The sequence below is a fragment of the Nocardiopsis algeriensis genome, assembly GCF_014203695.1.
In the GTDB taxonomy this organism is placed as follows: domain Bacteria; phylum Actinomycetota; class Actinomycetes; order Streptosporangiales; family Streptosporangiaceae; genus Nocardiopsis; species Nocardiopsis algeriensis.
The window spans coordinates 113142-126189 of record NZ_JACHJO010000012.1; the positions used below are offsets into that span (position 1 = coordinate 113142).

Sequence of the window (13048 nt, forward strand, 5' to 3'; positions counted from 1 at the left end):
CCATGCGAGGGCACGACACGGGGCACAGACGTACAGTGCTCAGAAGGTGTGCCGGGAAGACTGGTCGGCGGTCGTATTCGTCCAAGCGAAACAGGCAGGTCCCCGATGCCCGACACGACTCTCCAGGGCGCGCGCATCTACCGCTCCGAGGCAGGGGCCCGCGAGGTCCGCGCCTGGTGCGAGGAGCGGCTCGCCTCATGGCCCGAGCTCAGGGCCCTGCCCGAGCTCGACTCCCAGCTCGGCCCCACACGGGCGTTCAGCGCCCCGGGCGGTGACAGGACCCCGGTCGTCGTCCTCAGCGGCACCAACTTCAACTCCGCCACCTGCGTGGACACCGCGCGCGTCCTGGCCCGGGACCGCCCCGTCATCCTGGTCGACCTGCCCGGCCAGCCCGGTCTCAGCTGCGGCGTCCGGCCGCGGGCCGCCCGCGCCCACGCCTACGGGAGCTGGCTCAACGAGATCCTGCCCCTGGTCACGGGGCGCCCCGCGATCCTTCTGGGCCATTCCCTCGGAGCCGCCGTCGTGCTGGCCGCCAAGCCGTCGGACCTGGCCCGCTGCGTGGCGCTGGTCGGGCCGGCGGGGCTGACCTCCGCGGCCATGACACCCGAACTGATGCGGGTCTCGCTGCCGTGGATGGTCAACCCCCGCGACGACAAGAGCACCCGCCTGCTCAACCACATGAGCGGTCCGGCCCACAGGACCGAGGGCGTCCACCCCTTCGCCCCGTGGATGACGCTGGTGGGTCGGAGCTGCCGGACCAGCCTGGCGCCGGGGCCTCTGCCGATGGAGTGCCTGCGCCCCTGGGAGGACACGCCCGTGCTCGTGGCGACCGGATCCGACGACGCCTTCTACTCGCCCGCCCGTCTGCACGGCCCCGCCCGCCGGCTGCTGAACACCGACGTGGAGGTCATGGAGGGCGCGGGGCACCTGTCCCTGCTGGAGCAGCCCGAGGGTGTCGCCGAACTGCTCCGCTCGCTGGACTGAGCGTCAGGGGCACCGCCCGGCCCCTGTGCCGAGGGGCACATCCACGCGTGCGGAAGCCGGTGCCGGAACCGGGAAGGCCGGTGGATTCAGGACTTCTGTGCCGGGAGACACACGACCACAGCTTTTGAGCAGGGGCGCCGTTGTGTCCCGTTTTGCTCACGTGTAACTTTAGGACTGCCTTACTAAGTGAAGCCTTACCAAACTTGGTGCGGCTTGTTCGTCGACCCCTGGAGTCCTGTCGTGTCCCCACGCTCCGCGGCCTTCCTCTCCGCAATCCCCCTCTCCGCCCTGATCCTGGCGGGCTGCTCCGCCGAGGACACCTCCGAGGAGGCGGAGGCGTCCGCCGAGTCCGGCGGTACCGTCACCGTCACCGCCGCCAACGGTGAGGTCGAGGTGGCCCAGAACCCGCAGACCGTGGTGGTCTTCGACAACGTCCAGCTGGACATCCTCGACGCCCTCGGTGTCGAGATCGCGGGCATCCCCAGCGCCGAGGTCGTCCCCGAGTTCTTCTCCGAGTACGCCGAGGACGAGTCCGTCGCCAACGTCGGCAGCCTCTTCGAGCCCGACTTCGAGGCCGTCGCCGCCCTGGAGCCCGACCTGATCATCAGCGGCGGCCGCAGCGCCGAGGTCACCGGCGACCTCGAGGAGATCGCCCCCACCATCGACATGAGCGTCGACACGGCCGACCTCGCCGGCAGCCTCGCCGAGCGCGCCCGCACCTACGGCGAGATCTTCGACAAGACCGAGGAGGCCGAGCAGCTGGTCTCCGACTTCGAGACCCGCGTCGACGAGGTCTCCGCCAAGCTCTCCGAGGCCGGTGACGGCCTGGTCATCATGACCAACGCAGGCGAGTTCAGCGCCTACGGCCCCGGCTCGCGCTACGGCTTCTTCTACGACTCCCTCGGCCTGGAGGCCTCCGTCGAGGTCGAGAGCGACGGCCGCCACGGCGAGGTCATGTCCTTCGAGGGCCTGGCCGAGGCCGACCCGGACTGGCTGCTGGTGCTCGACCGCGACGCCGCGATCGCCACCGAGGGCGCCACCCCGGCCGAGCAGGTCCTCGACAACGAGCTCGTCGACCGCACCACCGCCGCCGAGGAGGACCAGATCGTCTACCTGGACTCCCAGGAGCTCTACCTGGTCGGCGGCATCCAGGCCTACATGAACGCCATGGACACGGTCGACGCCGCCATCAGCGAGTAGTGATCCGTGGCCACGACGCTTTCCCGCCCCGAGCCCGGGGACCGCACGCGGTCCCCGGGCCTTCGGGCCGCACTGCCCCTGGCGGCCGCCTTCGCCGCGGTCCTGGCGCTCTCCGTCCTGAGCCTGTTCGTCGGCGCCAGCGACATCTCCGTCCAGCGCCTCCTGGAGGACCCCGAGGCCCGGGAGATCTTCCTGCTCAGCCGGGTCCCGCGCACCCTCGCCCTCGTGCTCGCCGGGGCGGCGATGAGCGTCGCCGGCCTCATCATGCAGATGCTCACCCAGAACCGGTTCGTCGAGCCCTCCACGGCCGGCACGGCGGAGTCGGCGGCACTGGGCATCCTGCTCGTCACCCTCTTCTTCCCGGGCGCCCCCCTCACGGTGAAGATCACCGCGGCCTGCGTGGCGGCGCTCCTGGGCACCGGACTCTTCCTGGGCATCCTCCAGCGGATCGCCCTCAAGTCCTCGCTGATCGTGCCGCTGGTGGGCATCATGCTCGGCGCCGTCATCGGCGCGGTCACGACGTTCATCGCGCTGCGCTTCGACCTCCTGCAGAGCCTGGGGGTCTGGCAGTCCGGTGACTTCTCCGGAATCATGCGCGGCCGCTACGAGCAGCTGTGGCTGGTGGGCCTTCTCGCCGTCACCGCCTACCTCATCGCCGACCGGCTCACCGTGGCCGGGCTCGGCCGCGACATCGCCGTCAACGTGGGGCTCGACCACCGGACCGTCATGGCGGTGGGTGTGGGCATCGTCGCCGTGATCAGCGGCGTGACGGTGGTGGTCGTGGGCATGCTGCCGTTCCTCGGACTCGTCGTCCCGAACCTGGTCAGCATGACCGTCGGCGACCACGTCCGCCGGGGGGTGCCCTGGGTGTGCCTCCTGGGCTCAGGGGTCCTCGTGCTGTGCGACATCGTCTCGCGCGTCATCCGGATGCCGTTCGAGATCCCGGTGGGCAGCGTCCTCGGTGTCGTGGGCGCGGCCGTGTTCCTGTACATGCTCCTGCGGAGGAACGCCCATGGCGCTCGATGAACGAAGCACCGGCCCCGTCGAGGCCTCCGCGGATCCCGCCGCCAGGCCCGAGGGCACGCCGGTCCCGGCCCGACGCGGGCCCCGCTCCCTGCCGCCGTGGGCGCGGATCACCCTCCTGGCGGTGCTCGCCGCCGGCTTCGCCGCCGCCTACCTGACCTACGACGTGACCGGCAACGTCGCCTACGTCATCGAGCGCCGGTCGACGGTCGTGCTCACGATGGTCGTGGTCGCGTTCGCCGGCGCGGTGTCCACGGTCCTGTTCCACACGGTCACCGACAACCGCATCCTCACCCCCTCGATCATGGGGATGGAGGCGCTGTTCACGCTGGTGCAGACGAGCCTGGTGTTCGTCTTCGGCATCGCGGGGCTGAACATGTTCCCGCCGGCCGTGGAGTTCCTCGCCCAGACGGCGCTCATGCTGCTGTTCGCGGTGCTGCTGTTCCAACGGCTCTTCACCGGCGGCATCGGCAGCCTGCACCTGACCCTGCTCGTCGGCATCGTCTTCGGTGTGCTCTTCGGGAGCCTGTCGCAGCTGATGCGCCGGCTGCTGACCCCCGACGAGTTCACCGCCCTGCAGAGCCGCCTGTTCGCCCGCCTGACCCGGGCCGACCCCGAACTGCTGCCGTGGGTGGCGGCGGCCGTCGTGCTGGTCGCCGTCTACGTGTGGCGCATGCACCGGGTGATGGACGTGGTCGCGCTGGGACGTGAGAGCGCCGTCAACCTGGGTGTGGACCACCGCCGCGTGGCACTGCAGACCCTGATGATCGTCGCGCTGCTCACCGCCGCCTCCACCGCGCTGGTGGGGCCGATGACCTTCTTCGGGTTCATGGCCGCGACCCTGGCCTACCAGCTGGCCGGCAGCCACGAGCACCGCCACGTCATGCCGGTCGCCTTCCTGATCGGCATGTGCGCGCTGGTCGGCGGGCAGTTCTTCCTCGAACACCTGCTCGGGCACGCCGGCACGCTCAGCGTGGTCATCGAGTTCACCGGCGGCGCGCTGTTCCTGTACTTCCTGCTCCGAAAGGCCGCCCGTTGATCGAACTCACCGACCTCCGCAAGGTGTACGGGGACGACACCGTCCTGCGCGACGTCTCGCTGCGGATCGAGCGCGGCGGGGTCACCTCGATCATCGGCCCCAACGGCGCGGGCAAGTCCACCATGCTCACCATCATCGGACGCCTGCTCAAGGCCGACGGCGGCCGCGTCACGGTCGACGACCTGGACACGGAGCGCACCCCCGGCCGGGAGATGGCCAAGCGGCTGTCCATCCTGCGCCAGGAGAACCGCTTCACCACGCGGCTGACCGTGCGCGACCTGGTGCGCTTCGGCCGCTACCCGCACTCGCAGGGCCGCCTGACGGCGGAGGACCACCGGCACGTGGAGGCCGCCCTGGGCTTCCTCGACCTGGAACCGCTCGCCGACCGGTTCCTCGACGAGCTCTCCGGCGGCCAGCGCCAGCGCGCCTACGTGGCGATGGTGCTGTGCCAGGACACCGACTACGTCCTGCTCGACGAGCCGCTCAACAACCTCGACATGAAGCACGCCGTGGCGATGATGCGGCAGATCCGCAGCGCCGCCGACACCCTCGGCAAGTCGGTCGTCATCGTCATCCACGACATCAACTTCGCGTCGGCCTACTCCGACCGGATCGTGGCGATGCGGGACGGCCGGGTCGTACACACGGGCACCCCCGAGGAGATCATGACCCCGGAGGTGCTCAAGGAGGTGTTCGACCTGGATGTCCGCATCGAAGAGGTCGGCGGCACCCGGGTGGGCGTCTACTACCGCTGAGCCCGCCCCGGGCGGGCCGGTCAGGAGCCGCGGTTCTCGCCCGTCTCCTCCTCGATGGGGTTGACCGGGCGGGTCTCCTTCATCGAGGAGGCCATCCCCGGCTTGGTGTGCTCCCGCCGCGTCTGGGCCTTGGCCGACTCGGGCCGGGCGTCGGTGTCGGACCTGGGAATGGGCACCGAGCGGAGGATCTCCTCGGGCTGGTTGTAGTCCGCCGGCGGGATCGAGCGCAGGGCGCTCATCAACTCCTTGTCCGCGCCCGCCTCCAGGGCGTGCTCGACGACCTGCTCCTTGCCCACGGGGAAGGACACCTCTCCGAGGATGTCCTTGAGTCCCTCGATGCCGTGCTTGACGCCCATGCCGGTCTCCTTCCGCATCGGGTGGGGCCCGGACCGCACCGACGTGGCGTGCGGCCTGGCCTGTGCAGACACGTAGGTGCGACTACCCGGGCCCGGCGTTCTCAACCCCGGTCGGAGGAGGGAGCGGTCCAGGCGGCTGCGGTCTCTTCGGACCCCGCCACCACCGCCGCGTGCAGGGCCAAGGCCCGCATCGCGCTGCTGTGGCGGTCCTCCTCGTAGGAGGCGGTGGCGTCCGCGGCCACCACCACGCGGAACCCCAGCTGGAAGGCGTCGCGTGCGGTGGAGTCCACACAGCAGTCCGCGGTCAGACCGCAGACCGTCACCCAGGTGGCGCCGATCCCGTGCAGGACACGCTCCAGGTCCGTGCCGTGGAAGCCCGAGTAGCGGCGCTTGGCCACGACGGGCTCCTCCGGCTCCGGCTCCACCCCGAACCACTCGGCCCCGGAGGTACCCGCCACGCACGGCTCCCGGCTCAGGAGCGTGTCGGGGTCGGCATCGAGAAGTCCCCGGTGCCACCGCGAGGACCCCCACGGCTCGGCCAGGTCCTGCTCCAGGCGGACCCACACCACGGGCACCCCCGCGGCGCGTGCGCGCCCGACCAGATCGGCCGTACGCTCCACCGCCGCGAGGACGCGGTCGCGGTCGGCCGGGGACAGCCAGGGGAGGTGCGCCGGGTCGGCGAAGTCGCGTTGGACGTCGACGACCACGAGCGCGGCCTCCCCCGGCGGACCGGGAACGGGCCGCGGGCGGCCCGTCACATCGGAGATGTGCTCCGTCACTCCGCGGACACCCCGGTGGCTCCTCCGGGACGCAGCAGCGGCATGACGGCCTCCCCGAACGCCGCGAGGTCGGCGTGGTAGTCGGGGAAGATCAGCATCAGGCCGTCGAGCTCGGCCGACTCGACGATCTCGCGGATGCGCCCGGCGACCGTCTCGGGGGAGCCGGTCGCGAAGGGCGCCTGGAAGGCCTCGTCCTCGGGACGCTCCGAGGTCAGGGACAGCGCCTTGTCCAGGGGCAGGCCCCAGGAGCGCTTCATGTTGACGAGGGCCTCGATGTCGGCGCCGCGGCCGTACCGCAGACGCCGCTCCTCGGCCTTCTCGTCGGTCTCGTCCATGACCACGGTGAGCATCGAGTACGTGCGGATGCTCCGGCCCTGCTTCTCCGCCCGCTTCTTCACGTCGCGGCTGGCGTCGCGCAGGCCGGTCAGGGTCTCGGCGGTGAGGAACGAACCGTCGCAGTGCCGGGCCTGGAAGTTCAGCCCGGTGTCGGAGCGGCCGGCGCTGATGAGGGTCGGCATCGGCGACGGGTGCGGCAGCGACCGGCAGTCGTCCAGCTGGAAGTACTCGCCGTCGTGGGTCACCGAGGGCTCGGTCCACAGGCGCTTGAGGAGCGAGGTCCACTCCTCGGTGTACCGGTACCGGTCGGCGTGTGCGAGGTCCTCGCGCCACATGCCCATCTGGCGGAACTCGTCGGCGTAGGAGCCGACGACGATGTTCATCCCGGCCCGGCCGCCGCTGATCTCCTGCATCGTGGTGTACATCTTGGCCGCGATGGCCGGGTTGAACAGGTTGGTGTGGATCGTCGCCCACACCTTGACCCGCTCGGTGGCCTCGGCCAGTCCCGACATCATCGTGATGGACTCGAGGGTGTGCTCCCAGTGGGCGGTGGTGCCTCCGTAGCCGCGCCACTTGCCCATGGACATGATGAAGTCGAGACCGTAGGACTCGGCGAGGACCGCCGCCTTGCGGTTGTACTCGTACGACGCCTCGGGGTGCGGGGCCGTCTCGGAGACGATCCAGCCGCCGCTGCCGATCGGCAGGAAGATCCCGTACTCGGTTTCGGCGGTGGGTGTCCCGCTCTGTGCTGACAACGTGGGTTCCTCGTTCGCTTCTGTGCTGTGTGGCTGGGGGGCAGGTCTATTCGTCGCTGGACCAGAGGACGTCGCCGGCCACGTGGACGGCCTCCAGGTAGCGCGGGTCGAAGAGGGGCTCCAGGTCGGGCACGCTCTCGAGGGCGCCGTTGTCCACGAGGTTCTGCACCTCGGCCTCGGTCAGGTTCAGGTCGATGTAGCCGTTGATGGCGTCGTCGGGGGTGGAGGCCCGCACCAGCTCGCTCTCGGTGGCCCACACCTTCGCGTTGTGCTCGGCGTCGTAGGTGCCGCTCTCGTCCAGCTCGGCGGCGTAACCGACGCACTCCTCGGCGTTGCCCTCGCCCTGGCAGTAGTCCGAGGCCTTGGCCAGAGCCCGCAGGAAGTCCTCGACGACGGTCGGGTTCGCCTCGGCGAACTCGGGGCTGGTCGTCATGACGCCGAAGGAACCGACGACGCCGAACTCCTCGGGCAGCCACTCCTTGTACTCCTCGCCCATGGCGGCGAGCTGGTGCGGCTCGTTGGAGCGGAACGCGGTCAGGGCCTGGACCTCGTCCCGGGGCAGGATGCTCGGGTCGTAGCCGGCGTCGACCTGCTCGATCTTGTCGAGGTCGACGCCCTCGGAGATCAGCATCGCCTCCAGCGGAGCGGGGGTCATGCTCTGGTGGCCCATGATCTGGCCCTCGAGCTCCTTGAGGTCCTCGACCTCGGGGCTCGTGAGCAGGATGGAGATCGGGACGTGGCCGTAGGTGGCGATGCCGATGATGTTGTGGTCGGCCTCGGAGGCCTGGACGACCTCGGCCTCGTTGCTCAGCGCGGTGAAGTGCGCGGTGCCCGCCGACACCAGCTGCGCGTTGGCCATGACGTCGCCCGTGCCGCCCTGGATCTCCACGTCCAGGCAGACGGCGTCGAAGTAGCCGAGGCTCTCGGCGGCGAAGACCTCCAGCTGGGTCACCGACGCCTGGTAGAAGTAGCCGGAGATGTAGGTGAGCTTCCCGGCCTCCTCGTTGGCCGCGCAGCGCTCGTCGTCGATGACGGTGGCCACCGGGGTCTGGTCCCCTTCGGCGGTGCCGCCGCAGGCGGCGGTGAGCAGTACCGCGGCTGTGGCTGCCGCCGCACCCAGATGGCGGCGAGTGGTGGGGAAGGTCATAAGGGGATTCCTTCGTGATGAGGGAGGGACGGTTCAGGACGAGGCGCGGCGCTGCGACTCGTGCCAGAAGAGAAGTCGGTGCTCGATCGCGGTGACGAGAGCGAGCAGGAGCACGCCCAGCGCGGCGAGGCAGAAGATCGCCGAGTAGACGAAGTCGAGGCGGGCGGTCGAGGCGGCGTTGCTGATCACCGTGCCGAGGCCTCCGGAGGACCCGGCGGTGACGAACTCGGCGACCACGGCGCCCACGATGGACAGGGGAAGGACCACTCGCAGCGCCGCGAGGGTGTAGGGGAGGCTGCTGGGGATCCTGAGCCGGAGGAGCACCTCGAGGCGGGAGGCGTGCAGTGTCTCGAAGACATGCAGGACCGGCGGAGGAACGGAGCGCAGCCCGGTGGCCACGTTGATCAGCACCGGGAAGAAGGTGATGATCGCGGTGACCACGACTTTGGGGGTCATGCCGAACCCGAAGGCGACCACCAGCGGAGGCGCCAGCGCCACGACCGGTGTCACGTTCAGGACCACGGCGAACGGCATGAGGGCACGGCGGACGACGGGGATCTCCGACATCACCAGCGCGAGCACGAACGCGCTTCCCGCTCCGATGAGGGCACCGAGCAGGGCGATGCGGAGGGTCCGCCAGGCGTTCTCGAGGAAGACCAGGGGGCTGGTGACGAGCGCCGTGCCCACCTCACCCAGTTCGGGGAGGATGTAGGGGTGCTCCGCCGCGACCGCGGTCCAGGCGGCGCCGAGGAGGAGGAGCACGGCGACGGCGGGCGTCCACGTGGCGGGGTGGAACGGGGAGCGGTTGCCCCGGCGCCGGGGACGGCGGGCCGGAGGTGCGGGACGCGAGGGGGCCGGCACGGTCCTGGCAGGGGTCTGGGTGGTCATGTGGCTGCCTTCCGCTCAGAGCGCTACGAGGTCGTCGGGGGCGGCACCGGCCTGCCAGGCGGACTCGAGCGAGGCTCGGACCCGGTCCTCCATGGCGTGCATGCGCGGACTGTTGACCAGCGCGGTGTCCCGGGGGCGAGGGAGGTCGACCGGCAGGACCTCGTGGATGCGGCCCGGACGGGCGGACATGACGACGATCTCGTCGGAGAGGGTGACCGCCTCGCGCACCGAGTGGGTGACGAAGACGACCGTGGTCGCCATGCGCTCCCACATGGCGAGAAGCTGGAGCTGGAGGGACTCGCGGGTGAACTCGTCGAGCGCGGAGAAGGGCTCGTCCATGAGGAGAACCTCGGGGCGCATGCCGAAGGCGCGGGCGATGGCGACGCGCTGCTGCTGACCGCCGGAGAGTTCGTGCGGGTACCGGTGGCCGAGCTCCCCGAGGCCGACCATGCGCAGCAGGTCGTCGGGGTCCTCGCCGCCCCGGCCCGCGCGGCGGTTGACCTTCTGGGGAAGCGCGATGTTGCGCCGGACGTTCTTCCAGGGCAGCAGGGCGGGGGTCTGCGGGACCAGACCGACGGCCTTGTTCGCGCACATGGCCTTGGGCGAGGTGCCGAAGACGGTGGCCTCACCGCTGTCGTAACCCTCCAGGCCGGCGATGACCCGGAGAAGGGTGGACTTGCCGCAACCGCTGGGACCGATGAGGCTCACGAAGTGCCTGCGGGGGATGTCGATGCTGACGCGGTCGAGCGCCGGCCGGCTGGGGTCCCCGCCGGCGTAGGTCTTGGTGAGGTCGCGTACCCGGATCAGGTCGCTTGCGGGGCGGCTCTCCCCGCTGTTGGTAGGGAAGGGTGTCATGCCCGCTCCTCGTCTTGTGTGAACGCATAATTGCACAGCGTGTTCATTGGAGGCATGTCTTCGGCCGGCACGGGGATCAGCCCGAGAGGCGCCGGAAAAGGGAACGGGAGACGCGGAAGCTCACCGCTCCGCGGGTGTGGAGTTCCACGGCAACACCCTCCAAGGATCAGTCCGTGGGCACCTTGCACCAGGGACAGTGGTGTGGAGAGCGGGTGGAAGACGTGTCGACGGCCCGCGGGAGTCTTGGGACGATGTGTGAAGTTAGGGGGCTTGGGTTAACCCGTCATGAAGGCTCCGTCACGTACCGATATCGAGCATCCGCACGTTCTGGCCCTCGTCGACGAGTGCGACGGTGATCCCGTGGGAGGCGAGTGCACTTGGCAGCCAGGCACCGCGGCCGAAGAGCCTGGCGAGGGGTTCGCCGAGGACCAACAGCAGGCGTGCGTCGGGGAAGTGCGTGTCTCGCAGCCACGAGAGCTTGAAGGCGTCGGCGATCACCTTGTTGCGCTGCGCCGACTTCACCTGGCCCTGTACCGGTGAGCACTGGACCAGGAGCTTCGGAGGGTTGCCGTCGGCAGCGTCGACCCCGACCCTGGTGCCGTCGGCGAGAGTGAACTCTCGCGGCGTCAGGTCGATGCCGAGCTGTGCGGACAGTACGCGGGCCAGCTCGGAGTTGTCCGAGCGCGAGGGCCGGGCGAGGGTGTCCGTGGACGGTTGTGTCGCTGGTTCCCCCATGTCACCGAGACTTTAGTGCATATGTAGGGCGTTCGTGTCTGGTGAGCGCGGTGCACCTCTTGTTGCGGCCGTTCCGGTATGTCTTTACCTGGGCTTTGTCGGATCGAGGTGTGACCTTATTCACAGGTTTGAGGTGTGGGGGTGGCCGGAGGAGAAACCCCTACGGGGTAGGCGTTCCCGAGCCCCGGCCGCCGCGGCTGCCCGGGCGAGGCCCTGGTTCCGTCTTTTGCCTGTTCGGCGGGTATTTTGACCAGATCCCTGCTCAGGTATTTCGCAGGCGGAACCGAGGAATTTCCTGGATCCGGGTCCGCGGGGAGTTGTCCGGAGAAGGGTGAAGGGACTTTCGGTCCTCTTTTTCGGGACTTGTGGCCAGGCCTCTGAGCTGCTTCAAGAGCTCGCAAAGCAGCGTGTCCGACCCGGAACGCCGGGTAGCAGGAGGCCAGCGGTGGAAGGGCCGCCGCGGAAAGGAACAGTCATGTTCCGTCACACGAAGCACCTTCAGTTCGAAGCCAGACCCGAGGCACCCGACGCTCTCTTCGCCAAGAAGCTCCAAGAGCTCATCGGCGGCGCCTACGGGGAGATGACCGTCACGATGCAGTACCTCTTCCAGGGGTGGAACTGCCGGATGGAGGGCAAGTACAAGGACCTCATCATGGACGTGGCCACCGAGGAGATCGGCCACGTCGAGATGCTCGCCACCATGGTCGCCCGCCTGCTGGAGGGGGCGCCCTCGGAAACCGTGGCCAAGGCCGTGAAGGACCCGGCCGTGGCCGCCGTCGTGGGCGGCATGGACCCCCAGCAGGCCATCGTCAGCGGTGGCGGCGCCACCCTGGCCGACTCCGTCGGAACGCCGTGGAACGGCAAGTACATCGTGGCCAGCGGCAACCTGCTCGCCGACTTCCGCGCGAACGTGGCGGCCGAGGCCCAGGGCAGGCTCCAGACCGCCCGCCTGTACAACATGACCGACGACCCCGGCGTCAAGGAGATGCTCAAGTTCAACCTGGCCAGGGACACCGTCCACCAGAACATGTGGCTGGCCGCGATCGAGGAGCTCCAGGAGGACGGCATCGAGGGCGAGATCGCCCCGACGGCCCTCTTCGACGAGGAGAACCAGGAGCACGCCAACACCATCTGGGGGCTCTCCGACGGCACCGAGGCCGCCCAGGGCCGGTGGGCGCACAGGCCCGCCCCGGACGGGCAGCACGAACTGCGCTACCTCGACCAGCCCGACCCGCTCGGCGGCCCGGCCTCGGCCCCGCCGCCCGACCCGAAGCTGTACGGCAGCGTCGACGGCAGGATCGGTGAGGGATCGGTCCAGGGCCCGTCCAAGGCCACCAAGCCGGCCAAAGGAGAAGGGATGATGGGCAAGATCAAGGACGCCCTGGACTAGGGGACAGGGGCGGGAGGAGCGGTATGAGGGTGCACCGGCTGTGGCGGTCCGAGGAACCGGGTGACACGGCCCCTGCCCCTCCGCTGCCGGGCCCCGCCCTGATGCACCAGTCCTGGCGCGACGTCCTCTTCGTCCACTGGCCGGTGGACCCCGAGGACGTCGCGCCGCTCCTGCCTCCGCACACCCGCCCGGACACGCTGGACGGCGCCGCCCACGTCGGCCTGGTCGCCTTCCACGTCCCCGGCACCCGTGTCGCCGGGGTGCTTCCCGCGGGCTCCTTCGACGAGGTCAACGTCCGGGTCTACGCGGTCGACGGCCACGGGCGCCGCAGCACCGTCTTCCTGACCATGGACGTCAGCTCCGCCCACATCGCCGCCGCCGGCCGAGCGATCGCGGGTGTGCCCTACCTGTGGGCCGACGTCTCCCTCCGCCAGGGGCCCGAGCGGCACGCGGGGGCGGTGCGCCGCCGCCTTCCGGCCGGCGCGGCCGCGCGGTGGTCCTTCAGAGTGGGGGAGCGGCTGGAGGAGACCCCGCCCCTGGAGGAGTTCCTCACCGCGCGCTGGGGCCTGCACGTCCGCCACCTGGGCGCCACGCTGTGGATCCGCAACCGCCACCGCCCGTGGCCGCTGTACCGGGCGGAACTGCTGCACTACGAGGGGAATCTGCTCCGGAGCGCGGGGCTGAGCCCCCTCACGGAGGAGCCGCTGTCCGTCCTGTGGTCCCCGGGCACCGAGACGGGCTTCACCCCCTCCACGGTTCCCGCCCCCGCAGGAGGGGAGGGGCCCTGAGGGCTGCGCTCCGCTCGG

14 protein-coding genes are annotated in these 13048 nt (G+C 70.1%); 7 read left to right on the plus strand and 7 right to left on the minus strand.

The window, feature by feature from the left end; all coding sequences use genetic code 11:
- Positions 1-105 precede the first annotated feature (105 nt).
- From FHS13_RS19005 to FHS13_RS19025, 5 genes are all read left to right on the plus strand, one after another.
- Positions 106-984: an alpha/beta fold hydrolase gene (locus tag FHS13_RS19005; protein ID WP_184293307.1), complete on the plus strand. Its 879-nt coding sequence runs from the start codon at positions 106-108 to the stop codon at positions 982-984.
- A gap of 240 nt (positions 985-1224) precedes the next feature.
- Complete coding sequence (locus tag FHS13_RS19010; RefSeq protein WP_184293308.1) at positions 1225-2184, plus strand: ABC transporter substrate-binding protein; 960 nt, start codon at positions 1225-1227, stop codon at positions 2182-2184.
- Positions 2185-2190: 6 nt separating this feature from the next.
- On the plus strand, positions 2191-3210 hold the full coding sequence (locus FHS13_RS19015; protein ID WP_343065085.1) for an ABC transporter permease: 1020 nt from the start codon (positions 2191-2193) through the stop codon (positions 3208-3210).
- A complete protein-coding gene (locus tag FHS13_RS19020; RefSeq protein WP_184293309.1) occupies positions 3197-4246 on the plus strand; it encodes an iron chelate uptake ABC transporter family permease subunit in 1050 nt (349 codons plus the stop codon). Before FHS13_RS19015 ends, FHS13_RS19020 begins: the two co-directional genes overlap by 14 nt.
- Complete coding sequence (locus FHS13_RS19025; protein ID WP_184293310.1) at positions 4243-5001, plus strand: iron ABC transporter ATP-binding protein; 759 nt, start codon at positions 4243-4245, stop codon at positions 4999-5001. The genes FHS13_RS19020 and FHS13_RS19025 overlap by 4 nt, the downstream gene beginning before the upstream one ends.
- Positions 5002-5021: 20 nt before the next feature.
- On the opposite strand, the gene FHS13_RS19030 is transcribed toward FHS13_RS19025, so the two are convergent.
- From FHS13_RS19030 to FHS13_RS19060, 7 genes are all read right to left on the minus strand, one after another.
- Positions 5022-5357: a DUF2795 domain-containing protein gene (locus FHS13_RS19030; RefSeq protein ID WP_184293311.1), complete on the minus strand. Its 336-nt coding sequence runs from the start codon at positions 5355-5357 to the stop codon at positions 5022-5024.
- 101 nt (positions 5358-5458) lie between these two features.
- Positions 5459-6136 carry an isochorismatase family protein gene (locus FHS13_RS19035; protein ID WP_184293312.1) on the minus strand — a complete coding sequence of 226 codons (678 nt, stop codon included), beginning with the start codon at positions 6134-6136 and terminating at the stop codon, positions 5459-5461.
- A complete protein-coding gene (locus tag FHS13_RS19040) occupies positions 6133-7227 on the minus strand; it encodes an LLM class flavin-dependent oxidoreductase (RefSeq protein WP_184293313.1) in 1095 nt (364 codons plus the stop codon). Before FHS13_RS19040 ends, FHS13_RS19035 begins: the two co-directional genes overlap by 4 nt.
- Positions 7228-7273: 46 nt before the next feature.
- Positions 7274-8374 carry an ABC transporter substrate-binding protein gene (locus FHS13_RS19045; protein ID WP_184293314.1) on the minus strand — a complete coding sequence of 367 codons (1101 nt, stop codon included), beginning with the start codon at positions 8372-8374 and terminating at the stop codon, positions 7274-7276.
- A gap of 33 nt (positions 8375-8407) precedes the next feature.
- Positions 8408-9262 carry an ABC transporter permease gene (locus tag FHS13_RS19050; protein ID WP_184293315.1) on the minus strand — a complete coding sequence of 285 codons (855 nt, stop codon included), beginning with the start codon at positions 9260-9262 and terminating at the stop codon, positions 8408-8410.
- Between the two features lie 15 nt (positions 9263-9277).
- A complete protein-coding gene (locus FHS13_RS19055; RefSeq protein WP_184293316.1) occupies positions 9278-10117 on the minus strand; it encodes an ABC transporter ATP-binding protein in 840 nt (279 codons plus the stop codon).
- Between the two features lie 297 nt (positions 10118-10414).
- Positions 10415-10852, minus strand: a complete 438-nt coding sequence (locus FHS13_RS19060) for a hypothetical protein (RefSeq protein WP_184293317.1) — start codon at positions 10850-10852, stop codon at positions 10415-10417.
- A 475-nt stretch (positions 10853-11327) separates the two neighbouring features.
- Between FHS13_RS19060 and FHS13_RS19065 the strand changes: the two genes are divergently transcribed.
- A complete protein-coding gene (locus FHS13_RS19065) occupies positions 11328-12242 on the plus strand; it encodes a manganese catalase (protein WP_184293318.1) in 915 nt (304 codons plus the stop codon).
- 23 nt (positions 12243-12265) lie between these two features.
- Entirely contained in the window at positions 12266-13030 is a 765-nt protein-coding gene (locus FHS13_RS19070; RefSeq protein WP_184293319.1) for a YqjF family protein, read from the plus strand.
- The last annotated feature ends 18 nt before the right edge of the window (positions 13031-13048 follow it).

Bases quoted from the DNA above. Each gene is read 5' to 3' on its own strand.
- FHS13_RS19005 (WP_184293307.1), top strand. From the start codon at position 106: ATGCCCGACACGACTCTCCAGGGCGCGCGCATCTACCGCTCCGAGGCA.
- FHS13_RS19020 (WP_184293309.1), top strand. From the start codon at position 3,197: ATGGCGCTCGATGAACGAAGCACCGGCCCCGTCGAGGCCTCCGCGGAT.
- FHS13_RS19030 (WP_184293311.1), bottom strand. From the start codon at position 5,357: ATGGGCGTCAAGCACGGCATCGAGGGACTCAAGGACATCCTCGGAGAG.
- FHS13_RS19045 (WP_184293314.1), bottom strand. From the start codon at position 8,374: ATGACCTTCCCCACCACTCGCCGCCATCTGGGTGCGGCGGCAGCCACA.
- FHS13_RS19050 (WP_184293315.1), bottom strand. From the start codon at position 9,262: ATGACCACCCAGACCCCTGCCAGGACCGTGCCGGCCCCCTCGCGTCCC.
- FHS13_RS19055 (WP_184293316.1), bottom strand. From the start codon at position 10,117: ATGACACCCTTCCCTACCAACAGCGGGGAGAGCCGCCCCGCAAGCGAC.
- FHS13_RS19060 (WP_184293317.1), bottom strand. From the start codon at position 10,852: ATGGGGGAACCAGCGACACAACCGTCCACGGACACCCTCGCCCGGCCC.
- FHS13_RS19065 (WP_184293318.1), top strand. From the start codon at position 11,328: ATGTTCCGTCACACGAAGCACCTTCAGTTCGAAGCCAGACCCGAGGCA.
- FHS13_RS19070 (WP_184293319.1), top strand. From the start codon at position 12,266: ATGAGGGTGCACCGGCTGTGGCGGTCCGAGGAACCGGGTGACACGGCC.